The sequence below is a fragment of the Elizabethkingia argenteiflava genome (assembly GCF_009904105.1).
Classification (GTDB): domain Bacteria; phylum Bacteroidota; class Bacteroidia; order Flavobacteriales; family Weeksellaceae; genus Elizabethkingia; species Elizabethkingia argenteiflava.
Genome location: NZ_JAAABJ010000247.1, coordinates 1 through 23,371 on the forward strand (window position 1 = coordinate 1; position 23,371 = coordinate 23,371).

The 23,371-nt window shown below is 36.5% G+C and carries 17 protein-coding genes and 2 tRNA genes; 7 read left to right on the plus strand and 12 right to left on the minus strand.

The genetic code is table 11. The annotated features are described in order from the left end of the window. Positions 1-135: 135 nt before the first annotated feature. Positions 136-209: transfer RNA gene (locus GNY06_RS02290), tRNA-Ala, on the minus strand. A gap of 115 nt (positions 210-324) precedes the next feature. Here GNY06_RS02290 and GNY06_RS02295 point away from each other — a divergent pair. The 3 genes from GNY06_RS02295 to GNY06_RS02305 all read left to right on the plus strand — a co-directional run bounded on the left by GNY06_RS02295 (position 325) and on the right by GNY06_RS02305 (position 3,085). Further along, complete coding sequence (locus GNY06_RS02295; protein ID WP_166518613.1) at positions 325-861, plus strand: C40 family peptidase; 537 nt, start codon at positions 325-327, stop codon at positions 859-861. A gap of 47 nt (positions 862-908) precedes the next feature. Beyond that, entirely contained in the window at positions 909-1,721 is an 813-nt protein-coding gene (locus GNY06_RS02300) for a 2,3,4,5-tetrahydropyridine-2,6-dicarboxylate N-succinyltransferase (RefSeq protein WP_166518614.1), read from the plus strand. A 260-nt stretch (positions 1,722-1,981) separates the two neighbouring features. After that, positions 1,982-3,085, plus strand: a complete 1,104-nt coding sequence (locus GNY06_RS02305) for a glycosyltransferase family 4 protein (protein ID WP_166518615.1) — start codon at positions 1,982-1,984, stop codon at positions 3,083-3,085. On the opposite strand, the gene trpA is transcribed toward GNY06_RS02305, so the two are convergent. From trpA to GNY06_RS02340, 7 genes are read right to left on the minus strand one after another with little or no spacing between them, the layout of a single operon-like run. Continuing rightward, a complete protein-coding gene (gene trpA / locus GNY06_RS02310) occupies positions 3,075-3,806 on the minus strand; it encodes a tryptophan synthase subunit alpha (RefSeq protein ID WP_166518616.1) in 732 nt (243 codons plus the stop codon). The two genes, GNY06_RS02305 and trpA, sit on opposite strands and share 11 nt — an antisense overlap. Before the next feature lie 22 nt (positions 3,807-3,828). Further along, the gene (gene trpB, locus GNY06_RS02315; RefSeq protein ID WP_166518617.1) at positions 3,829-5,013 is read right to left on the minus strand and encodes a tryptophan synthase subunit beta; all 1,185 of its coding nucleotides are present in this window, start codon (positions 5,011-5,013) and stop codon (positions 3,829-3,831) included. Next, positions 5,010-6,047: a phosphoribosylanthranilate isomerase gene (gene trpF, locus GNY06_RS14770; protein WP_166518618.1), complete on the minus strand. Its 1,038-nt coding sequence runs from the start codon at positions 6,045-6,047 to the stop codon at positions 5,010-5,012. The genes trpB and trpF overlap by 4 nt, the downstream gene beginning before the upstream one ends. 17 nt (positions 6,048-6,064) lie before the next feature. Further along, positions 6,065-6,847: an indole-3-glycerol phosphate synthase TrpC gene (gene trpC, locus GNY06_RS02325; protein ID WP_166518619.1), complete on the minus strand. Its 783-nt coding sequence runs from the start codon at positions 6,845-6,847 to the stop codon at positions 6,065-6,067. 1 nt (position 6,848) lies between these two features. Then, positions 6,849-7,838 (minus strand): anthranilate phosphoribosyltransferase, encoded by a 990-nt coding sequence (trpD, locus tag GNY06_RS02330; RefSeq protein WP_166518620.1) that lies wholly within the window; start codon positions 7,836-7,838, stop codon positions 6,849-6,851. Positions 7,839-7,845: 7 nt separating this feature from the next. Beyond that, the gene (locus GNY06_RS02335) at positions 7,846-8,415 is read right to left on the minus strand and encodes an anthranilate synthase component II (protein WP_166518621.1); all 570 of its coding nucleotides are present in this window, start codon (positions 8,413-8,415) and stop codon (positions 7,846-7,848) included. Between the two features lie 7 nt (positions 8,416-8,422). Further along, positions 8,423-9,844 (minus strand): anthranilate synthase component I family protein, encoded by a 1,422-nt coding sequence (locus tag GNY06_RS02340; protein WP_166518622.1) that lies wholly within the window; start codon positions 9,842-9,844, stop codon positions 8,423-8,425. 736 nt (positions 9,845-10,580) lie between these two features. Here GNY06_RS02340 and GNY06_RS02345 point away from each other — a divergent pair. Beyond that, entirely contained in the window at positions 10,581-11,396 is an 816-nt protein-coding gene (locus GNY06_RS02345; protein ID WP_166518623.1) for a class I SAM-dependent methyltransferase, read from the plus strand. Positions 11,397-12,259: 863 nt separating this feature from the next. On the opposite strand, the gene GNY06_RS02350 is transcribed toward GNY06_RS02345, so the two are convergent. Together GNY06_RS02350 and GNY06_RS02355 are read right to left on the minus strand one after the other, a co-directional pair. Further along, positions 12,260-12,688: a DUF695 domain-containing protein gene (locus GNY06_RS02350; RefSeq protein ID WP_166518624.1), complete on the minus strand. Its 429-nt coding sequence runs from the start codon at positions 12,686-12,688 to the stop codon at positions 12,260-12,262. Next, entirely contained in the window at positions 12,672-14,354 is a 1,683-nt protein-coding gene (locus GNY06_RS02355; RefSeq protein ID WP_166518625.1) for an APC family permease, read from the minus strand. Before GNY06_RS02355 ends, GNY06_RS02350 begins: the two co-directional genes overlap by 17 nt. 273 nt (positions 14,355-14,627) lie before the next feature. On the opposite strand from GNY06_RS02355, the gene GNY06_RS02360 reads away from it, so the two are divergent. The 3 genes from GNY06_RS02360 to GNY06_RS02370 all read left to right on the plus strand — a co-directional run bounded on the left by GNY06_RS02360 (position 14,628) and on the right by GNY06_RS02370 (position 19,557). Next, entirely contained in the window at positions 14,628-17,597 is a 2,970-nt protein-coding gene (locus GNY06_RS02360) for a tetratricopeptide repeat protein (protein WP_166518626.1), read from the plus strand. Between the two features lie 56 nt (positions 17,598-17,653). After that, on the plus strand, positions 17,654-19,432 hold the full coding sequence (locus GNY06_RS02365; RefSeq protein WP_166518627.1) for a TonB-dependent receptor: 1,779 nt from the start codon (positions 17,654-17,656) through the stop codon (positions 19,430-19,432). A 53-nt stretch (positions 19,433-19,485) separates the two neighbouring features. After that, a tRNA-Arg gene (locus GNY06_RS02370) sits at positions 19,486-19,557 on the plus strand. A gap of 1,039 nt (positions 19,558-20,596) precedes the next feature. Here GNY06_RS02370 and GNY06_RS02375 read toward each other — a convergent pair. Further along, on the minus strand, positions 20,597-21,775 hold the full coding sequence (locus GNY06_RS02375; RefSeq protein WP_166518628.1) for an acyl-CoA dehydrogenase family protein: 1,179 nt from the start codon (positions 21,773-21,775) through the stop codon (positions 20,597-20,599). 170 nt (positions 21,776-21,945) lie between these two features. Beyond that, complete coding sequence (locus tag GNY06_RS02380) at positions 21,946-23,160, minus strand: Plug domain-containing protein (RefSeq protein WP_166518629.1); 1,215 nt, start codon at positions 23,158-23,160, stop codon at positions 21,946-21,948. Positions 23,161-23,371: the final 211 nt, after the last annotated feature.

Below are 23,371 nucleotides of genomic sequence, written 5' to 3' on the forward strand. Positions count from 1 at the left end.
CATTTGGTAGTAAAATTTTGCTGCGTTTCATTGCTCTAGTTTATTAACGATTTTATTAACGTTTGTAAACCGCAATGCTAAAAAAGTAAATTTAAAAAACCTGCAAACCCTTTGTGGGAGAGGGTTTTGCTGTTGTGGAGAATACGGGATTCGAACCCGTGACCTTTTGACTGCCAGTCAAACGCGCTAGCCAACTGCGCCAATCCCCCATTTTGAGGTGCAATATTATAACTTTTTTTTGATTTATACAAAACTTTTTTAAAAAATATATTATCCTATGAGATAAAATCTATTTTTATAACTTTACCTTAAGTTAATTAAACTATGTCAAAAAAAATTGTAATCCTTTGCGCTTTTTGTTTGTTAGTGCTTTCCTGTTCTTCCTCTAGAGTGCTAAATAAAAGGCATTCTTCAGGGCAAGGGCATCATATGGAATATGCATGGAGAAATCTCAACTCCAATTTTAAAGGTAGTCATTCCAGACGGGTTAAAAAACTTTTGCGTACAGCAGAAAATTATATGGGTACGCCTTACAGATATGGAGGAATTAGCCGATCGGGTATGGATTGTTCCGGATTTGTGAAAACCGTATTTGATCAACACCATATAAATTTGCCACGCAGATCTGAAGATCAGTCTCTAGCTGGAAAATCTATCAATATCAAAAAGGTAATGCCAGGGGATTTGCTTTTTTTTGCCACCTCTAAAGGACCCCGGGTTTCTCATGTAGGAATTGTATACTCTATTCTTGACGGCGAGGTTAGCTTTATCCATGCCTCTACCAGTAGAGGTGTAACCATTTCTTCTCTCCGTCAACAATATTGGAATAAAGCCTATGTAAGTGCGCGAAGACTCTTTTAATTTTGTTAAATTTGTAGCCTTAGATTTATTAAACTCATCTACAAATTATGAATTTACAAGAGACGATCGAAAACATTTGGGAAAATAGAGATTTACTTCAGAATCCTGATCAGCAGGAGATTATTCGCGAAGTAATTATAAAGTTGGATGCAGGAGAACTCCGCGTTGCAGAACCTATTGAAGGGGGCTGGAAGGTTAATGAATGGGTAAAAAAAGCGGTAGTGATGTATTTCCCTATTCAAAAAATGTCGACTGTGGAAGTAGGGCCTTTTGAGTTTCATGATAAAATTCCATTAAAGAAAAATTACGCAGAGAAAGGAGTGCGCGTAGTTCCGCACGCTATTGCAAGGCATGGTAGCTTTGTAGCGCCAGGGGTAATTATGATGCCTTCGTATGTGAACATTGGAGCCTATGTAGATAGTGGGACTATGGTGGATACATGGGCAACTGTAGGCAGCTGCGCCCAGATTGGTAAAAATGTCCACTTAAGCGGAGGTGTGGGTATTGGTGGAGTACTGGAACCTCTACAAGCTGCTCCTGTGATTATTGAGGACAATTGTTTCGTAGGCTCTCGCTGCATTGTTGTAGAAGGGGTTCATGTGGAAAAAGAAGCGGTATTGGGCGCAAATGTAGTTTTAACCGCTTCTACCAAAATTATAGATGTTACCGGAGAAACACCTGTAGAATTAAAGGGGAGGGTACCTGCCAGAAGTGTGGTAATCCCTGGTAGTTATACCAAGAAGTTTCCAGCAGGAGACTATCAGGTGCCTTGTGCATTGATTATAGGTAAAAGAAAGGCCTCTACAGATCTTAAAACCTCTCTAAATGATGCATTGAGAGAGCATAATGTTGCGGTATAGATTTTAGATTAAAAACATCCGTGTGAGAGATTATTTAACCTCCACACGGATGTTGTTTTATTTGAGATGATGAGCCTTTTGATAAAAACATCTTTCTTTTATTCCTTACGTCGAAGGTAGAAGAACAATAAAATATCCGATTGCCGCTTGAAGAAAACGTTGAACAATAAAAGAAAATATACTAATAGCACTCGAATGGGCTTATACAATGCCTGAAACAACATGAGGATACATTTAGAATTTTTAAAAAAGTTTTACCCATGAAGATAGGCTATGACGCGAAGCGCTTTTTTCATAACACATCCGGATTGGGCAATTATTCGCGAGATTTGGTGAGGATATTATCTGATTTTTTTTCAGATCATCAATATCTTATGTTTGCTAAGAACAGTTCTCAGAACGCCCAAAAACTTTTAGAAAGGCATAATATCGTCTTTAAGAAAATAAGTCCAGGGAAATTTGGACGCCAAACCCAAATGGGGAAAGATGCCCAAAATGAAGGATGCTCTATTTTCCATGGCTTATCGGGAGAACTTCCCTTGAGGTGGAATCAGAAAGAAATAAAAAAAATCGTTACCATACATGATTTAATATTTCTAAAATATCCTCAATTTTATTCATTTTTCGATCGTCATATCCATCGATGGAAGTTTTTAAATGCTACACGTAATGCTGATCTTGTGCTCGCCATTAGCGAGCAGACCAAGCAAGATCTTATCACTTATTTTAAAACTCCAGAGTCTAAAATACGCGTCATTTATCAAACCTGTCACACTGCCTTTAAGCAGTCTTTTTCAGCAGAAGAAATAGAGCATACACGAGAACGATTGGGGCTTCCGAAAAGATTTATACTCAATGTAGGAAGTATTGAAGAAAGAAAAAATATTTTTTCTGTCGTAAAAGCACTTGAGGGTACAGACATCCACCTGGTCATTGTAGGCAAAAGCACTGCTTACACCCAGCGCATCTATAAGTTTATAAAACAGCATAAGATGGGGGAGCAGATCCACTTCCTAAAAAATGTAAACATGTTGGAACTCGCCCATATCTATAGATTAGCCGAAGTATTTATCTATCCCAGTTTATATGAGGGTTTTGGCATTCCCATCATTGAGGCTATTTTTTCCAAAACACCTGTGATTACGAGCCATTTAAGCTGTCTTCCGGAGGCAGGAGGCCCTCATAGCTTATATATAGATCCTTTTAACATTGAAGATATTAAATCCAAAATTTTACACCTCTGGGGCAATCCGGAGGAAGGTAAACGTCGGGCAGAAAAATCTTTCCGGTTCGTTCAGAAATTTCACGAAAAACAAATTGCCGAAGATCTGATGCATATATATGAGGAAGTGCTCAAGCTTTAATAGATTTTACAAAATCTGCTGCTTTGGCTTCCCAGTCGGGCTCATCTAAGAGTAGCTTGACAAAAGCTGAGCCTATAATAGCACCCTCGGCATATTGGCACACCTGATCAAAATCTCTTTTATTTTTAATACTGAAACCGATTAAAATTGGATTTTTAAGCTTCAGGGATTTTAGGCGTTTAAAGTAAATGTCGTTATCAATTTCTTGATTACTACCCGTAGTAGAAGAACTGCTTACCGCGTATAGAAAACCAGAACTGAGACGATCCAAATAGTGGATTCTTTCATCTGTGGTTTCAGGGGTTACCAGAAAAGTAAATTGAATGCCATAGCGTTGTAAAATTTCTTGATACTTTCTTTCAAATTCCACAGGAGGTAAATCGGGGATGATTAATCCGGAAATACAGGACTGCTGACATTGTTGACAAAATCTTTCAAATCCAAATTTCAGAATAGGATTAAAGTACCCCATCAGGAGAATAGGAATGCTAATCATACTTTTTATGCTTTTCAATTGCTCGAAAAGCAATACCATATTCATCCCATTCTCTAATGCCAACTCATCGGCTCTCTGTATAATGGGGCCATCCGCTATGGGATCACTATAGGGGATGCCTACTTCTATCATATCGGCACCTGAGGATTGGATGATTTTTAGAATAGAAGGGGTGTCTTCCAACTGAGGAATACCAGCCGTAAAATATATATTCAGTTTTTTCATTTTTTGAGTCAGATAAATACTGTTAGTCGTTAAACATTTTTAAATAAGTCTCCATATCCTTATCACCACGGCCACTTAGGCAGATGACAATGATATTATTTCTATCGAATTTCCTTTGGTTCAATATAGCCAGCGCATGGGCTGATTCCAGAGCAGGTATAATACCTTCTAATCGGGTGAGGGTAAAGGCTGCTTCCAGAGCTTCCTCATCATTAATACTGAAAAATTCCGCCCTCTTTTTTTGAAATAAATTTGCATGAAAGGGACCTATACCCGGATAATCTAATCCTGCTGAGATACTGTAGGGCTCTATAACCTGTCCGTCCTCGGTTTGCATCACAAGACTTTGACTTCCATGCAAGATCCCTAAACTACCAAGAAAAGTAGTAGCAGCACTCGCTTTGGATGTCTTACCTAATCCACCCGCTTCGGCTGCGATAAGCCCCACACCTGATTCTTCTACAAAATGATAGAAAGCGCCTGCCGCATTACTACCACCCCCCACGCAAGCGATTACGTAGTCTGGATACTCACGTCCCCTATCTTTTTGTAATTGGTCTTTTATCTCTTCGCTGATAACACTTTGAAATCTGGCTACCATATCGGGGAAAGGGTGGGGGCCTACCACACTCCCGATAATATAGTGCGTGGTGCTAGCGTGGTTAATCCAATCCCTCAAGGCTTCATTTACAGCATCTTTTAGGGTTTTACTCCCCGATTTTACAGCGACTACCTTTGCACCTAACATTTTCATCCTGGCAACATTCGGCGCCTGTCGAGCCATATCGGTTTCCCCCATGTAAACAATGCATTCCAACTGCAGCAGTGCACAAGCTGTAGCAGTTGCAACACCATGCTGTCCCGCACCCGTTTCAGCGATAATTCTCGTTTTCCCTAAACGTTTTGCTAAGAGCGCCTGTCCCAATGCATTGTTGATTTTATGGGCACCGGTATGATTGAGATCTTCTCGCTTAAGATAAATCTGGGCTCCATACTTCTGGCTTAAATTTTTAGCAAAATAAAGAGGGGTCGCTCTTCCCACATAATCTTTAAGTAATAATTTGTACTCTTTTTGAAAATCTTCACTGTAGAGAATATCTAGATAATGATCTTCCAGTTCTTTGATATTGGGATAGAGCATCTCGGGGATAAAAGCACCTCCGAAATCACCATAATATCCAAAGCTATCAGGATTTTTATATTTCATTTTAGCTGTTTATAACGTTGAATAAATTCTTTAATTAAGTCTAAATTTTTGTTGCCTGGCTGGTATTCAAATTTTGAATTGATGTCCAGAGCAGAAGGTTTAATTTTTAAAGACTGAATAGCACTTATATTTTCCAACGAAATCCCCCCACCTAATAAATAAGGTTTGTGGATGTGGAGCTGGTCTAGGATCCCCCAGTCAAATAACTGCCCAGATCCTCCATAGGATTCTGTATCTGTATCGAAAAGAATATAGTCCAAGTCATCTTCAAAGTTTTCAATGAGCTTTTGAATTCTTTTTATATTTGGATTTGCACCGATCCTAAAAGTCTTTATTATTTTTATCCTCGGTAAATAGATTCTTAAATTTTGTAGGAAATCTTGGTTTTCATCACCATGCAACTGCAGATAGCTGAGTTTGGCTTTTTGGGCCATTTCAACCACTTTTTCTAATGCTTCGTTCACGAAAACACCCACTTTTCCTTTGTGATCAATAGCTGCAATATCTTCTGTACTCAAATGATGCAGTGCATATCTAGGAGATGCGGGATAAAATATAAAGCCTAAAAAATCAATATTTAGTCCTTGTAGCTCCTGAACCTGATTCAATAGAACGAGGCCACAGACTTTTAATCTGAGCGTGGAAAGCCCCACTGGTGGTTCCACCGTTTTTTTTACGATGATAACACCATATCCATCGGGATCCTTAATGTAGATTGCCTTTTTTTCCCAATAGGGATTTTGAGGTGTGAATCGCGTGATCTTTGAGGTGGTAATCCTCTCGGAGATGAGGTTCAACTCTTGTGTACTTTCAGGATAGAACACCAGTAGATCATCGGCAGCTGGAAAGTGCTTGGGTGTTGTGAGGGAGGCAGTAAATTCCAAATGCCAATTTTCATTTTTTTTTCCCAGAAATAAACCCTCATAGCCCTCATGATCTTCAAAAACACCCAAAACTTCAAGCCCCAATATGTGGGTGTAAAACTGCTTTATTATTTGCAAATTGGAGGTATGTCTTGCGTATCTGAATTTCATAGAACTAGGTTTATAGATTAGAGGGCGGCGATATCAGAAGAGAAGATTTCAAATTGCTTTCCTGGTTGTGCGTGTTTCATAAAAAACTCTCCCATTAAGAAAGCATTAAATCCCTTGTTTTTTAGAAATTTAAAATCTTCAAGCTTGTAAATTCCACTTTCGGCAACAGTTAGAATATCTTTTGGAAGTCTGTTTTTTAGATTCACGGAATGTTGTAAATCTACTTTAAAATCTTTTAGGTTGCGATTGTTGATCCCTACGAGATCCACGTTAGGATTAAAGTGTTTCAATTCTTCTTCAGTATGGATTTCCAACAGAACTTCCAACTGTAGGGAGTGGGCTAAATCAGTAAATTCTAAAACCTGAGCCGGCGATAGGCAAGCAGCAATGAGCAAGACTACATCTGCTCCCATTGCTTTTGCTTCATAAAATTGATACGCATCCACCATAAAATCTTTGCGTAGAATAGGAATGTTTATAGCCTCTCGTACGCTTAAAATATCTTCTTTTGAGCCCCCGAAAAAAGGAGTATCTGTTAAGATGGAAATGCCCCGGGCTCCAAATTTTTCGTAAGAGGAAACTACAGATAAAGGTTGCTGGATTTCACTGATTACCCCTTTAGAGGGTGACTTTCTTTTAAATTCGGCAATAATTCCATTTTTTTCTTGTATACTTTTTTTTAATGAATAAGTCTTACGAGAGAAAAAAGCTTGAAGCTTTAATTCTTCTATTCCGATCGTTTTCTTGAGGATTTCTATTTCCTGTTTTTTTTGGATTACAATTTTCTCTAAAATAGTCATATCATGAATGGTTTAAATTATTGAGACATTGTAAGGCTTTTCCGCTTTCAAGGCTCTCCTTGCTGATTTTCAGACAGTCGGAATAGCTTCCGTATTTTCCTGTATTTTTCAAGGCCATCGCCGCATTGGCTAGGACCACTGCATTTTGTTCATAGCTTCCCTCACCTTTAAGAATGTTTAGGAATATAGTGGCGGCTTCTTGAGGGGTCTGGCCTGCAAAAAGCTTATGTGGCTGGATATTGCTGAAATGAAAATCTGCTGCTGAATAGATCGCTTCACCTTTTTCGGAGTATATTTTTGTTTCCTGGGTAAGACTGATTTCATCATATCCATCTAAAGCATGTACCAACATAAATTTTTTATTTTGTTTTTGAAGGAGGTACTGATACAGGCGTGCAATTTCGGCATTGTAAACCCCCATCATAGTATAGCTGGGTTTTGCCGGATTTACTAGAGGCCCCAAAATATTAAAGAATGTTCTAATACCTAAGTTTTGGCGGAGAGGAGCAAGGTTCCTGAGAGTAGGATGAAATAGAGGAGCGTGTATAAAGCATATATTTGCCCTTTTGAGATCTTTTTTTAGATCCTGGGTATTATCTTTAAAAGTGTATCCCAGTTGTTCCAATACCGTCGAGGAACCGCTTATTGAGGATACTCCATAGTTACCGTGTTTTGCTACTTTTTGACCTGTTCCAGCTACTATAAAACTGGCTAAGGTGGATATATTGAAAGTATTTTTCCCGTCTCCTCCCGTACCTACGATATCCACTAAATCGTGGGTCCCCAAATCTATAGGTACCGCCAACTGCAATAAAGCCTGCTGGAAGCCTTCGATTTCTGCTAATGTGATGGAGCGCATAAGAAAAACCGATAGAAAAGCGGTTACTTCATTTTCGTTATATCGATTTTGGGCAATTTCTGATAGGATCACTTGGGCTTCTGCACGAGAAAGGCTATGGTGTTCAAAGAGGTATTGTAAAATATTTTTCATCTCTGGCTTAGTTTAACAAAAAGTTGCTTAAAATTTTTTCTCCTAACGGGGTTAATATACTTTCCGGGTGAAACTGCACAGCATGGGTATTATAAATTTTATGCTGTAAGGCCATGATCATTCCTTTATTATCTACGGCGGTAATCTCTAATGCTTCGGGAAAGTTTTCATCGGAGACCGCCCAGCTATGGTATCTTCCTGCTTCAAAAGCAGGAGGGAGGTCTTTGAAGAGCAAAGCATTTTTTTTGAGTATTTTAACTTCTGTGGCCACACCGTGATAGATTTCCGTAAGGTTGATTAATTTCCCTCCAAAACTTTCAGCAATAGCTTGTTGCCCTAGGCAAACCCCTAAAATATCCTTTTTAGAGGCATATTTTTGAACCAGCTCCAAGAGAATTCCAGCTTCAGCAGGAATACCAGGACCAGGAGATAATATAATTTTGTCATATCGATCTACTTCCTCTAAAGAGATTTCGTTGTTTCTAAAGACATCTACACCTTGATCCAGGATATTTTCTATCATCTGAACCAGATTATAGGTAAAACTGTCATAATTATCTAAGACCAAAATTTTCATGAGGGTATTATTTTATTTTTGTTGCTTTTTCCAATGCGGATTTTAAGGCATTGAGTTTATTTTTAATTTCCTGTACTTCACTTTGCGTATCGGATTTTGCTACAATTCCGGCACCCGCTTGATAGTAAAGTGTATTACGCTTGCTGAGGAAGGTACGGATCATAATGGCTTGATTACAATCTCCATTAAAGCCCACAAAGCCAATACAGCCACCATAATAACTTCTTGAGGTTTTTTCATATTGATCAATGAGCTTTAGGGCCATGTATTTCGGAGCGCCACTGAGGGTTCCTTGAGGAAAGGTAGTGCCTATCATTTCAAAAGTATTGGTGCCAGGTTCTACATCTGCAGCCACTTCGCTTACCATATGGATAACATGAGAGAAGAAGTGAATTTCCTTTAATTTAGAGACCCGGGTATTCTTGCCCAATATGCTCAAATCATTTCTTGCCAGATCAACCAACATGGTATGCTCAGCATTTTCTTTAGGATCGTTTCGCAGGGACTCGGCGGCAGCCAAATCGGCTTCTATATTTTCGGTACGTTTAAAGGTACCTGCAATAGGGTGGATAACGGCGGTTTTATTTTTGATAATCAACTGACTTTCGGGACTGGATCCAAAAATCTTGTAGTCACCGTAATCAAAATAGAATAGATAAGGAGAGGGGTTAATGTTTCTCAGCGCGCGATAGACATTTAGTTCGTCGCCAGTAAATCCTTGCTCAAAACGCCTGCTGAGCACCAGCTGAAATACGTCGCCTCTGCGGGTGTGCTTTTTAGCAATTTCAATTAATTCGGCCATCTCTTCGTCGGTCAGATTAGAGCGCTCCTCTCCCTTAATTTCAAAAGGGTATACAGGTGCATTTTTTTGATGAATAAAGCTTTCCAGACGGGAAAAATCAGATTCGACTCCTTTTATTTTATTTTCAAAAATGCTCATTTCATCATTAAAATGATTAATTGCAATCACATACTGATATAACCTGTAACGCATCAGGGGTATGGAAGTTTCTGGCGTGGGCGGCTTACATTTTAAATTATTGAAGAACTGAATCGCCTCATAGCTGATATAACCATATAAACCTTGTGCTACAGATACTAAAGGATGAGGAGAGGTCTCTGGTATAAAACATGCTGAAAATTGTTCGAGTATATCCGTTAATTGGGTATTTTTTAAACTATACTGCTTAGGATTTTCATTTGGAAATTTAATCTCTATTTCTTGGCTACCTTTCATCTCAATACCCGCAATAGCATTTACGCCGATAAAGGAAAAGTTATTTTCCGCACTTTGATTTCCTGCACTTTCCAATAATATCGTATCTCGGTAGCGATCGCGAAGCCGGAGGTAGATACCTATGGGGGTATAGAGGTCTCCGAGATAATTTTTATACTTTGTGTTGATCCGAATTTTAGGGTGCAAGTTCATAGGTTATGGTTCTGAGTAAAAAACAAAAAAAACTTCGACATAAATGCCGAAGTCACAGTACTTTCTCTAATTTATTATATATTTTTTCAATACATGGAGATAGTGGCCAGATCCGACATAGATTTGGAAAGCCACCACCAGTTTGTATGAGTAGTATTTATATTCATTGAGACAAATATAAAAATATTTTAGAAATCAAAAAATAATTTCTTCTATTTTTTTAATAAAAAGATCTAAGTCAAAAGCAGCTCATAAATAAATGAGATACTATAGAAGTATGGAGGTGTTCTAAAGTGAGATGCTAGAAAGTCAATAGCCACTGTGGAAAGACAGCGCGGCTATATTTGTTTTATCCAAAGATGTAAATTCAATATAATACGACGATGCAGATTTACTTTTTCCAAACTCTGAGTTAGGAATTCTTTTCCCATTCTACATATTTTTTGCTTCTGTATCATCTTGAAAAAGCCTTATCCTGATTGATAACACCTTGTAGGCTTTGTGTTGCAAGATAAGGGCTATCCCTTTGCATGAGCTCTTCTGAAACCTTCAGGAAAGTTGGGGAAATATATGATCTTAACCTATTGTGCATTTAGGGAATAAAAAAGAAAAATGATTTTAGTAGTTTTATTTCTGCGATTCTTTAAGATTACTCTATTTACGTTAAGTAGTCTTTTTATAATGAAAGATATTAATTTTATTTATCCATTACACGTTTGATTTTAAATAGTTTAATATGAAAAGCAGAATTTTAATTCAGAAAGGAATAGATGATTTTTATTCGAAGACTTCTGAAGAAACTAGGCTTCAGATAGGACTTGGACCGCTCGAGTTCGAAAGAAACAAAAATCTAATTAGTCGATTTATTTCTCAAAAGCCATCTATTGTGTTGGATGTTGGCGGCGGACCTGGTATCTACTCCGAGTGGATGGCAAAAAATGGGCATACGGTTTATTTAGTAGAGCCCGTATTAAAGCATATTAAGCAAGCTCAAAAAAGAGCTAAAAAAGCGAAGTTTGAATGCATTCAAGGCGAGGCAGGAAACTTAAAGTTTGAAAATAATTTTGCTGATATAGTTATTTTGCATGGGCCCTTGTATCATCTTCAAGATGAAAAGAAGCGCAATGATTGTTTAAAAGAAGCTAGGCGTGTGTTGAAACCTGGAGGGATTCTGCTTGGATTTGCAATAAACTACACAGCCTCAACCATTGTTGCCTTAATACAAGGAGTGATCGGGCATAGCGAGTTTTTCAGCATGTGCCGAGAAGAGTTAACCAGTGGTATTCACGATGCTCCTAAAAATATGCCAGGAATACTGTCTCATGGTTACTATTATAAACAAGAGGATTTGATAAAAGAAGTAGAAGAATGCAGTTTTGAATTTTTGGATATTTTTGCCGTTGAAGGTTTTATTTGGTTAGATAAAAATTATTTCGAATCTCAATCGAATCCTTCAAAACAAAAAATTCTAATGGAGCTACTTAAAATAACGGAGAACGATAAAAATCTTATTTCCTTTAGTCCTCATATGATGATAGCCGCCAAAAAATAGATTTGATGTAATCATCCTATGATGGATATACATCCCCAATTTTGAGAGGATACATGAGCAGTCATTAACAAACGGTTTTGTAGAAGAAGTTGAATTGCGGTTAGAATAAACATACTCTTTTTATTGTCATCCTTCATTATTATTAGTTGCTCAAGAGAGTCTTTTCTTGAAGAAAATCAGAAAATTAAATTAGGTCAGTTTGTGCAGCAACATCTCAAGTGATTACATACTCTAACAACCCTGAAGTTAATAATATAGGAAAGTATTTTTTAATATGGTTTCTGGACAGGACTTTTTTAAAAAAGGTAAGAATAAAGATCATCACATTCAAAATGGTATAAAAAAACTGTTTACAAAAAAAGATTTGATATATCCTATAAAAACACAGAAAAGAATTTTTTCTTGTTTGAAAGCCAAAACATCTGATAAACATGATGATAGCGATTCAATTAACAGAAATGGGGTCCGGAATTAGTTACACCTTTATCATGGTGAGTAAAACATAAAGAAGCGAGGGCTTTACTTTCTTTCAGATAGTAATAGCGCCCTCGTCTTTTTAAGTATATTAGCATAAATCTTATTGCGTACACCGATTTTATCTAATTTGTGGGTATTCGATGAATACCAATCCGCCGCATAGCATGTAGGTGGCCATTCTTTTTCGGTTCGTTTTTGTTCAAGCAAAACAACCTGAATATCGATCTTTTCCTCATTTCCTAATGAATTGTTTAAACTACATTATAAATGATTTACGCGAAAATATCAATTAATCTGCACGTATTGAGTAAGCTAACTTCGTTGTTTTTAATCCAACACCAAACGGGACCCGACTTCCAAACTTAGACTGCTTTATAGCGTTTTGGTTATTGCTGGCTTTTATGATTATCTTTTAAATAAAAATTTTTATAAAACAGCCAATCTTCATCTGTATCGTGTACAATATCCAATGGAACTTCTGTATCGATCGCTCTATTGATGGCTAAAATACTAGCATAGACATCGGTGCTGTACACCTGCCATGTTCTTCTGTGGTTTCCGGTAAAAGAAAGAACAAGAATCGCTTTGCCTTCTTTGGCAAATTCGTGTTCTAGCTTTTGCTCCAGTTGGTCTAGATGAACAAGCATGGCTTCGTTAGGCAGTTTGGTTTTATGATTTCCATTAAAATGGTAAGAAATTTCTAATCTTTGAGCATATTTCCGAGAGGAAATAAAAGACTCCATATGATCCTTTCCACGAAGAAAAACCGTGTTTCCCTCTTCATCATTAAACCTATTATTAAACCAGTTGTTCATGTTTCTTATTCATTTTGCTGTTTCGATATCCATAGACAAAGTAAATGATAATTCCTATCAGGAACCATATACCAAACCAATACCAGTTTTCATGATTCATACCTGTTAGAAGATATAAGCAGGAACATAGGCCTATTAGTGGAATAAGCGATAGATTTTTAACAAAAGCTAAGACACAAAGAATCAGATTGATGACAATGAAAAAGAAAATTGAAATCCTAAATTCTCCTTCTTTTTGATCGGACCAGTCGAGTAGGGTATTGAAAAAATGAGGAATCCATAGGTAAAAAGTTATCAATCCCCCTATAAAAATTATGGGAAATGCATATTTCCCATTGATATAGGGAAGAGAGAATTTGCCTTTTATTTTTTCTCTTTTAGGCATCAGCATCACGCCTCCGCATACTAATGCAAAAGCGAAAATGGTTCCTATACTGGTGAAATCTAAAATAAAAGTTTTATCGGTAAATAAGATAGGAACCCCCACGACAATACCTGTTATAATGGTTGCAAAAGAGGGGGTCTTTCGCTTGGGGTGAATTTGCTGAAATTTTTGGGGCAAAAGACCATCTCGGCTCATAGCCATCCATATTCTAGGCTGTCCCATTTGGAAGACCAATAATACTGTTGTAATGGCGATAACAGCAACAAAGGAAACGATAAATTCCATCCATGGAAGATTAGCGTTTTCTTTTGCAAAGATAAAAGAAAGCGGATCGCCGATACCGTCAAATTTGGTATAATCTACCATTCCGGTTAAGATAAGGGTAAGGAAAATGTAAATTATAGTACACAGGATCAGCGAGATGATCATCCCTTTGGGTAGGTTTTTTTGTGGATTTTTAGTTTCCTCTGCTAAAATACTCAGCGCATCAAATCCAATATATGCAAAAAACACCCCACTGACCGCCGACATCACTCCTACAAAGCCATTGGGCATAAAAGATTGTATTTTTGTATGAGGATTGGTAGGAAACCAGTTGCCGGTGTTCACATAGGCGATTCCAATGAATATTACCAAGATAATTACAGCTAATTTAACGATTACAAGCAAATTATTGAAATTCTTACTTTCCTTAATACCGATGTAACACAACCATGTAATCAGCCCATTAATTACCAGTGCAGGAAGATCCAATATCAATTTAAAATTACCTATCACAGGGGCTATTTTCCATGCATTTAAGAGTTTGGCATTTGCAGAATGGTGTAATACGGCTTTATAAGCTTCGCTATAGCTACAGGTGAGGTTATCTGGAATATGCCAGCCTATTCTATCTAAAAACGAAGTAAAATAATTGGACCAGGAAAAAGCCACGTAAATATTACCAAAACTGTATTCCATAATTAAAGCCCATCCGATAATCCATGCTATTAATTCACCAAAAGAGGCATAGGCGTAGGTATAGGCGCTTCCTGCTGTAGGAATACGACTGGCAAATTCAGCGTAACAAAGAGCCGTAAAGGCGCACGCAAACCCACATATAATATAGAGGATAATAACACCCGGTCCGGCCCGAAATATGGCCTCGCCCAAACTGCTAAAGCTACCGGCACCAATAATGGCAGCAATTCCGAAGAATACGATATCCCATAGTCCTAAAACCCGGTTAAGCGGTGTGCGATTGGATGTACTGTATGGTTTTCTCCTGAATAGTTTACTCATGATTTAATATATATTTTAAAGGGCACAAAAATAAAATAAATAAAGTAAATAAGTTGAGTGGAAATGAATATTATTTTAATTTTTCAAATAAAATATCTACAGCCCCGTATAAAAGTAGATGTTTTTTTATAAGGCCTAAATCTTTTTAAATTCTCATCTTGTGTTACAATTATTAAGTTTTTAGTACTTTTACCTCATTATAGCATACGGCAATAAATCTAGTGAATTTATCGTTGTATAAAAATCGTTTAACAACTATAGTTATTTTGATTAATGAGTCCGAAAAACATCCTCATTTATGCAGGGCTTTTTGGAGCTGTAGCTCCTATATTCGCCCAACAATCAGCTTTCTTTAAAAATAGAGAAGAATATAGAATATCTTTAGCTGAAAAGCTTTACCAGCATAAAATTTATACCGCCGCACAATATGAATTTGCCCGTCAGTATTTTTATCAGAATCCTGAAGGGGCCAAGCGGGAAGCATCCCTGTTTTATGATAATATTATCGGCGTTATCCTTAATAAAAGCCACTCCGAGGAGGGACTGGAAGCTTTTACTAAAGAATATCCTAAGAGTGCTTATTTCGCATTGGCTAATGCTCCGTTAGCAGACTACTATTTAGCTAAAAAGGATTTTGCTAAAGCTTTGGCAAGTCTTAAAAAAGTCAATCAGTATAATCTTACTAAAGAGGAAAATACACAGTATATCCTCAAACTAGGTTATGCTAAATTTATGACCGGGGATACTCAAGGCGCAATTGAAGCCTTGGATGAAGCTTATAAAAATGCAGATCGCGAGAGTAAAAACGATATTGCCTATATGTTGGGGCATTTACAGTATGCAGAGGGTGATAGAAAAAAAGCGTTCCAATATTTCGATCGTATTAAAAACGATTTTAAATACGCTAAAACAGTAAAACCTTACTATGTGCAACTCTATTTTAATGAGAAGAACTATGATAAAGCTATTGAGGAAGGGAAATCATTATTGCACGAAGGGATCTCCAAAGAATACAGGATGGAAGTTAATAAGATTATAGGAGAATCTTATTTTATGAAAAAAAACTATGCTACGGCCTATCCTTATCTTAAGACCTATCTGGATAGCAAAACTTCTCCTTCAGAGAGTGATCTTTACGAGATGGGATTTGTAGCGGCACAACTGCATAAATACGATGAAGCGGTAAATTATTATAATCAGCTTATCAGTTCACAGTCCGCATTGGCACAAAATGCTTACTATCAACTCGGAAATGCTTATCTAGAGGTAGGCAAGAAGCGAGAAGCCCTGACGGCTTTTCGTGCAGCTTCTCGCATGAGTTATGATATTAAAGTTCAGCAATTGGCCTACGAGCAGTATGCTAAAATAGGTTACGATATAGGGAATCCTTTTGAGTCGAATTCTCAGGTTCTTCAAGCTTATATAGCCCAGTATCCGAACGCGGCCAATATTCAGGAGATGAGAAATCTGCTGGTAAAATCTTATTTATACTCTGGAAACTATAAAGAAACGCTTTCAGCCATTAAAAAACTAGGTGAGCAGTCGCCTGAAATGGTGAGCATTGAACAGCAAGCATCTTTTCTCCTAGGTACAGAAGCTTTTAATAAGGGGGATTATACAGAGGCGGAGACGCTTTTTGAATATGCTGCAAAATATAATTATCATAAAGATCTAAAGGCCAGATCTGAATATTGGATGGGGCAGAGCCAATATCAAATGGGAGATTATGAATCTACAACAGAAACTTTGCAGAAATTGTATCATTCTGCGTTAGATTTTGAAGAAAAACAACAACTTCCTTATGATTTGGCCTATGCCTATTTTAAAAATAAAAAATTTAAAGAAGCTCAACATTATTTTAAATTATACCTACAAAATCCTAAACCTGAATTTAAAAACGATGCAGAGCTTCGTTTAGCCGATACTTATTATGCAAATAACGAACTGAATGATGCTATTGCTATCTATGATAAAAATGTAGACGCCACCGACTATACCCAGTTTCAAAAGGCGATGTCCTTAGGTTTTAAAGGAAATCTGGAAGCTAAAATTTCAAGTTTGAAAAAGCTTATTGAAAATTATAAAGACAGTGAATATGTAGATGATGCCCTATATGAATTAGGAGTAGCGTATTCATCGGTAGGTAAATATAAAGAAGCCAATGAATATTTTGATAAGCTTATTAAAACTTCTTCAGATAAGAATTTGGTTGCCAATGCTTCTATTTATAGGGCGCAGAATTATGCCGATTTGGGACAGTCCGAAAAAGCCATGGAAGAGTTTAGAACACTTGGAAACACCTATAAGGGAACCTCATATGTTGAAAAAGTGCTTTTGGGTGCAAAAGCTTTATATCTTAAAAATGGAGATACGGAAGGTTATCAAAATTTTGCTTCTTCGTTAGGGGTAAAAGTAAGTGCTAATGAGCTGGATGAAATTAATCTGACTACAGCCCAAAAGTTGTATGCTGCTAAGAACTATAAAGCGGCTATTCCTTATTATGAAAGGTACCTCACCCAAAATCCTATGGGAAGTAAGCTTTATCAGGCGAAATATGAGTTAGGCGAGAGCTATTATCAAAATAAAAGCAATATTAAAGCGATGCTGATATTAGGGGAAGTCGCTAATGCTTCAAATGATTATCAGGAAGATGCGCAGGTAAGGTTATCCCAAATTTATTTAAAAAATAATAATCGGACAGAGGCTAAAAAACACCTTCAAAATTTAGTAGCTTCATCTAATGTAAGTATTAGAAATTATGCGCTTATTGAGATGATGAAGATTTCGGTAGATGCCAATGATTTTAATCAAGCAGAAGCATATGCAGATCAGGTATTGGGGAATTCTAAAAATTCAGCATCTGTAAGAGAACAAGCACAGACCATTAAAGCCAGAAGTCTTATGAAACGCGGTCATGAGGCTGAAGCAAAAAAAGCTTATGCAGCTTTAGAAAAATCTTCTAATCCCCAAGTAGCAGCCGAGGCTTTATATGCCAAAGCCTATTATCAAAATAAAGCGAAAGCTTTTAAATCTTCTAATGAGACCGTTTTCAGATTATCCAATAATTATGCTTCTGAAGAATATTGGGGAGCAAAGTCGCTGGTGGTAATGGCTAAAAATTATTTAGGATTAAGAGATAAGTATCAGGCCTCCTATACTGTAGATCAGATTATTGCCCATTATAGTGATTTTCCAGATGTAGTAACTGAAGCAAAACAAGTGAAATCTCAAATTAAAAAATAAGACTTTTAAATTCATATATGATCTCTCTTTATCGGGTAGATATTAGAAATAAAATTATGAAAAAACAGATTCAATATATAACGATTATCGGCATTTTAGGCTGGGGAGGAGTATCGAATGTCCATGCGCAGATTAAAGAAGAAAAACTCATTTTGAATCGGAATAGAGAGCCAGAAGTCAAGAAAATCGAGAAAAAGAAAACTTCTATTGCTGCTGAAAAAAATTACCCTCCAAAAGGTAAAGATTCCCTAAGATATAAAATTACGAATATCCCTATAGTATCCGATTTTAAGACATCCACTATTGCGGGAGAAGATATTTCCCCCCAATTTAAGGCTGATTCGCATCGTAATTATTTTCAAATAGGATATGGTAACTATGGTAAATTTTTATTCGATGGGAATGTGTCGGGTCAATTAAAGCCCAATTTGGAAGTGGGAGCAGATGTACACCATATTGATACGAGTGGTCTGAAAAAAGACTATACCTGGAATTCTAAACAACAAACGACGGAAGCACACGTGTTTCTAAATTCCTATGGAACCAAAGGTAAGCTTAATATAGATACCGGCCTGGAGCTTAATGGTTTCAATTATTATGGTAACTATCAGAAGGTTATTCAGCCTAAGGCTCAGGCAGAACTTAAACAGAACTTTACCAAAGTGGGAGTGAATGCTTATTATGATTTTTATGCGAATCATTATTTAAATGATATCCGATTGAAGACGTCTTTTACAAAAGATCATTTCAATAGTAAGGAAAATTACTATGACTTAAACCTTAACCTCTCTAAACATGATTTTCAAATAAGTTTTGAAAAAGAAATAAAATTGAATACCAATATGGGGGTGGGGATTCAGGGCGTTAATACCCAGTTTGATTTATTGAAAAAGAATGAATCCAGGCATTTTACGGCTAATTTTACACCGGAATTTACTCTTTTTAAGGGGAATCATTATCTGAAAATAGGCTCACGTTTTACAGTATTAAGCTCACAATATCAAAGCTTATCTAGCGATAAAAGCACTGAGAGCAAATGGCATTGGTTTCCCACAGCCGAACTTTTAATCGCTCCAAAAGATGAAGTGAAATTTTATGCAGGAGTAAATGGAGGAATAAAACTCAATACTTATTCGGATCTTCTTCATGATAATCCTTTCTTGGTGTCTGACCTTTTGCTTCGCCCTACAGAAACTAAATATCATCTTTATTTTGGAGTAAAGGGAGATATAGAGCAAAACTTCAAGTATGATATTCATGGGGGCTATAGCAAGTTAAACAATATCCTGTTCTATCGCTCTAATAACCTTTTTTCTTTTAACAGTGGAGATTTGAGACCTACTTATGACTATCTTAATACTTTTAGCACGTTTTATGATCATGGAAATCTCAGTGATGTGAGTATTAGTGTAGCCTATTTTCCTCTTGAGAATCTGAATCTATCTGGTGAGTTTAAATATATGAGCTATGCTTTGAAAAATTTTGATCATGCTTTTTACAAACCTATTATTCAGACGACTTTAGGTGCAAAATATTCCTTATTGAACAAAAAGCTAGATTTTGGCTTTAAAGGTATATTGGTGACAGACAGAAAGGCAAATGCTTTTTATCCCGAGTTGGCTACACCTGATTTAGAAACCTATACAACGAATGAGGTTACCCATAAAAAAGTAGCAGGATATGCAGATCTAAATCTTTTTGCAGAATATAAAATTCATAAAAATATAAGTCTCTTTGCAATGGGGAATAATCTACTAGGAAAGTCCTATCAGAGCTATTTGGGATATAAAGTTATGGGAGCCCAGATACTTGGCGGTGTTAAGTTAGAATTTTAGGCAAAATAATTGAAAATGTCAGAATAAGTGCTTACTTTTGCAGTCCGCAAATAGGCCCTATAGTTTAATGGATAGAATTAAAGATTCCGGTTCTTTAGGTTGAGGTTCGATTCCTCATGGGGCTACAAAAATAGCTTTAACAATCCGGAGGCCTATTACATTAACGTTAATAGACCTCCGGAAAGCACAAAAGACTTTCAATTGAAAGCCTTTAATTGTGAGAAACTGATAGTCAACAATAATACTTTGCTAATTATTATCTTCTTGTAGCGCTTTTATAAAATAAGAAGGCAACGTATCTGTCATTTTTTTAAATGCATTTGTAAAAGATTCTGTATTATTATAGCCTGCTTTATCAGCAATTGCAGCAATTGTAAATTTCTGTAAATTTTTATCTTTTTTTAGTTCATTAACGATAGCTTTTGAATATTCTCCTTTTGCATAATAGTAATTTCCTTTGGTAAATTTATAAATTCACGATGGGTTTAACTAATAAATTTTTATATTTAAATTGAAAAAAACAAGATGGAAAAAATCACCGATTCTAAAAGAGCAGAGAAATTGTCAAATATTATTTCATATTATGCTTGTAAAGGATATAAAATGATATTACATTTACAGCTATTCTTTATCGCAATGGTGAGGCCATCAATCATACCCTACATTTAATTTTGACTATAGTAACTTGTTTTTTCTGGTTATTAATTTGGGGGGTGATTTATTTAACTAAACAAGGTACGAGTACCATTAATATCTCTGTAGATGAATATGGAAATTTAATCCATAGATAATTTTTTATTAAGGAAAAAAGCCTACTAAAATAAATATTTATTTTTATACTATTGTAGGGTTTCTGTTCTGTTTTTTGTACGGAATTACTGTAATTATTTAGAACTTTATTTACCCGCATTTTTCTTTCCAAAATAGATCCCCTCAAAATCTCCTCAGTATGATAAATATGATATTTTTTGAATAAACACTTTTTATAGCATGAAAAAGAAAATGAGCTAAACTATGGTTCTTCATTATCTGATCACGTCTCTCTCAATCTATATTCATAACAACGATTATACATAACATTTATCATTTATAGAATATTTTAAAACATTATATAATTTTAACATTATACAATATATTTTTTCAATATTAATTTGGTTTTATTATTTAAAAAGCATTGATGCCTGTAATATCGTTTCCAGTGATGAGTAAATGCACATCGTGGGTGCCTTCATAGGTGATAACAGATTCTAAATTCGCCGCATGACGCATCATAGGGAAGTCCCCCATAATCCCCATTCCTCCTAATATTTGTCGGGATTCGCGCGCAATATCTATGGCCATTTTTACATTGTTCCGCTTGGCCATAGAAACCTGAGCAGGAGTAGCCCTGCCTTCATTTTTCAAGATACCTAAGCGCCAAGATAACAACTGTGCTTTTGTAATTTCGGTTAAAAACTCGGCTAATTTTTTTTGTTGCAACTGATAAGAAGCAATGGGTTTGCCAAATTGAACACGTTCTTTGGCATATTGTAATGCAGTACAATAACAATCTATTGCAGCACCGATCACTCCCCAGGAAATACCATATCGCGCAGAAGTAAGGCAGGAGAGAGGACTCTTTAATCCACTGCTATGGGGGAGTATATTCTCTTTAGGAACTTTTACATCTCTAAAGACCAATTCTCCTGTCTTAGAAGCGCGTAAAGACCATTTGTTCAGCGTCTCGGGAGTACTAAATCCCTGCATACCACGTTCTACGATCAAGCCTTTTACTTTAGCATCTTCAGCTCTTGCCCATACCACAGCTATATCGCATAGAGGGGCATTGGTAATCCACATTTTGGCTCCATTTAGTAAAACGTAATTACCCATATCTTTGAAATGAGTTTCCATATTTGCAGGATCCGAGCCGTGATTGGGCTCTGTTAATCCAAAGGATCCAATGAGTTCTCCACTGGCCAATAAGGGTAAATATTTTCTTTTTTGTACTTCCGAGCCATATTGGTATATGGGATACATGACCAAAGATGATTGTACTGATGCAGCCGAGCGTACAGCCGAATCTCCTCGTTCCAGCTCCTGCATAATGAGCCCATAGGAAATCTGATCCAATCCTGCACCACCATAAGCCTCAGGGATATCAGGGCCCAATGCACCGATTTTACCGAGTTCTTTCATTAGATGTGGAATTTCCTGATGCTGCTGAGCCGCATGATCGATCTGTGGAATAATAAAACTATTTACCCATTCGCGAGCAGATTGGCGGATTAGCTTATGCTCATTTGTCAATACATCGTCAAGAAAGTAGTAATCTGGAATGCTATGAATGGGATAGTGAAACATAGTAATATTTTAGTTTCCTAATATAATCATTTTTTTTGGATCTTTTTTTATAGGCATCAGTAAATTTATCCATGGACTCATTAACAGGCGATTACCATCCTTACTTATATTTTATTTAACATAATATATATTATAGGACTTATTGAATATTGCTCCAATAAGTATAGCTGTTAGTTATATTCATAATATTGAGGGTTCAGGTATTCCGAGTAAGCTTTGGTTTCACTATAGTATATGGAAGCTTCTGCGCTGGCTCGCCACCAAGCAAAAACAGCATGTTGAATATATTCCGAACATACAAAGTTGTCATAATCGTAGTAATTTTTTCCTATAAAGCTTTGGATATCATTTTGTAGATCATGAAGGATCAACTGTCCAAATCCTTCTCTAGTCTTGGAATACGTATGAGAGACTTCTACATCGCTGGTAAACGAAGGCTGTAAAAAAGGGTTTCCCTCTTCGTAGGAATTGGCTGTTAAATACCAACGTGCAGGATTTCCTCCAAAAGAGAGTCTAGCCCATTCATAAAGCATATCGAAATCAATTTTAGTCGAAAAATTATTGATCTTTTGCAGATTGAGGTTTTCTATATATTCTTTTTTAGAAACAGCCCAAAGGTAGCTTTTGTATTCGGCATTTAGAAGGTTATTCCGATCTGCTTTATAAGCAAAATAATCCACATCTAAGCTCAACTGCTTGCCCAGAGTATCCAGTTTTTTGAGCAGATTTCCATTGAAAGAATGATTGTAATAATCCGCTGTGGTTTGTATAAGCTTCTTTAAATCCCCCACCCCTCTATTATAGGCATTTGCTGTTCCTATTTTGTCTTTTTTAAGATGACTCATATTGCCCAAATACTGAAAACCGATACGTAAATTTTTTGATACGTCATATCCCAAATTGAGGAGACCACTTATAGGATGAATACGAGCTTTATTATAAATATTGTTTTTCCAATATTCTTTAGGATAGTCATATTTGCTTTCGTTGGTATAGATCCTTGTATAAGGGCTTACCGATATATCAAACAACAAACTCAGCTTATTTTTCTGATAACTAAAGCTATTTCCTATGGAAAATGAAGGGTAAATGGCTTGTATATAACTCGTCCTCGTCGTATTGCTCCAACTGTTCGCTCTCGCCTTTTTTAGCTTTATATCGACTATTCCACTATTGCCTTCTGTCTCATATTTAGCAGGAGGATTGGTAATAACTTCAATACTTTTAATATTGTCTAACTTTATATTTTTTAGAAAATTAATCATATCCTCTCCCGAGAGGAGTATCTGCCTGTCATCAACCATTACCGATATACTACTCTTCCCCATCATGGAGATTTGGTCGTTTTGTACCCTTATACTGGGGGCAATTCTTAAAACGTCCAATGCATCCCCTCCGGTAGCTGCTATAGAATTTTGTACGTTGAAAACCCACCGGTCTACTTTTCGTTCAATAAGTTTCTTTTTGCCTTTGTAAACTCCCCCATAAATAGTACGACTATAATTTAGACAAAAAGTTTAAATTTAGGATTATATATTATGAAAAAGAAACAATTCAGTGCGAATCAGATTTCCAGTATTTTGAAAGAATTCGATA

Bases quoted from the DNA above. Each gene is read 5' to 3' on its own strand.
- GNY06_RS02295 (WP_166518613.1), top strand. From the start codon at position 325: ATGTCAAAAAAAATTGTAATCCTTTGCGCTTTTTGTTTGTTAGTGCTT.
- GNY06_RS02300 (WP_166518614.1), top strand. From the start codon at position 909: ATGAATTTACAAGAGACGATCGAAAACATTTGGGAAAATAGAGATTTA.
- GNY06_RS02305 (WP_166518615.1), top strand. From the start codon at position 1,982: ATGAAGATAGGCTATGACGCGAAGCGCTTTTTTCATAACACATCCGGA.
- trpA (WP_166518616.1), bottom strand. From the start codon at position 3,806: ATGAAAAAACTGAATATATATTTTACGGCTGGTATTCCTCAGTTGGAA.
- trpB (WP_166518617.1), bottom strand. From the start codon at position 5,013: ATGAAATATAAAAATCCTGATAGCTTTGGATATTATGGTGATTTCGGA.
- trpF (WP_166518618.1), bottom strand. From the start codon at position 6,047: ATGAAATTCAGATACGCAAGACATACCTCCAATTTGCAAATAATAAAG.
- trpC (WP_166518619.1), bottom strand. From the start codon at position 6,847: ATGACTATTTTAGAGAAAATTGTAATCCAAAAAAAACAGGAAATAGAA.
- trpD (WP_166518620.1), bottom strand. From the start codon at position 7,838: ATGAAAAATATTTTACAATACCTCTTTGAACACCATAGCCTTTCTCGT.
- GNY06_RS02335 (WP_166518621.1), bottom strand. From the start codon at position 8,415: ATGAAAATTTTGGTCTTAGATAATTATGACAGTTTTACCTATAATCTG.
- GNY06_RS02340 (WP_166518622.1), bottom strand. From the start codon at position 9,844: ATGAACTTGCACCCTAAAATTCGGATCAACACAAAGTATAAAAATTAT.
- GNY06_RS02345 (WP_166518623.1), top strand. From the start codon at position 10,581: ATGAAAAGCAGAATTTTAATTCAGAAAGGAATAGATGATTTTTATTCG.
- GNY06_RS02350 (WP_166518624.1), bottom strand. From the start codon at position 12,688: ATGAACAACTGGTTTAATAATAGGTTTAATGATGAAGAGGGAAACACG.
- GNY06_RS02355 (WP_166518625.1), bottom strand. From the start codon at position 14,354: ATGAGTAAACTATTCAGGAGAAAACCATACAGTACATCCAATCGCACA.
- GNY06_RS02360 (WP_166518626.1), top strand. From the start codon at position 14,628: ATGAGTCCGAAAAACATCCTCATTTATGCAGGGCTTTTTGGAGCTGTA.
- GNY06_RS02365 (WP_166518627.1), top strand. From the start codon at position 17,654: ATGAAAAAACAGATTCAATATATAACGATTATCGGCATTTTAGGCTGG.
- GNY06_RS02375 (WP_166518628.1), bottom strand. From the start codon at position 21,775: ATGTTTCACTATCCCATTCATAGCATTCCAGATTACTACTTTCTTGAC.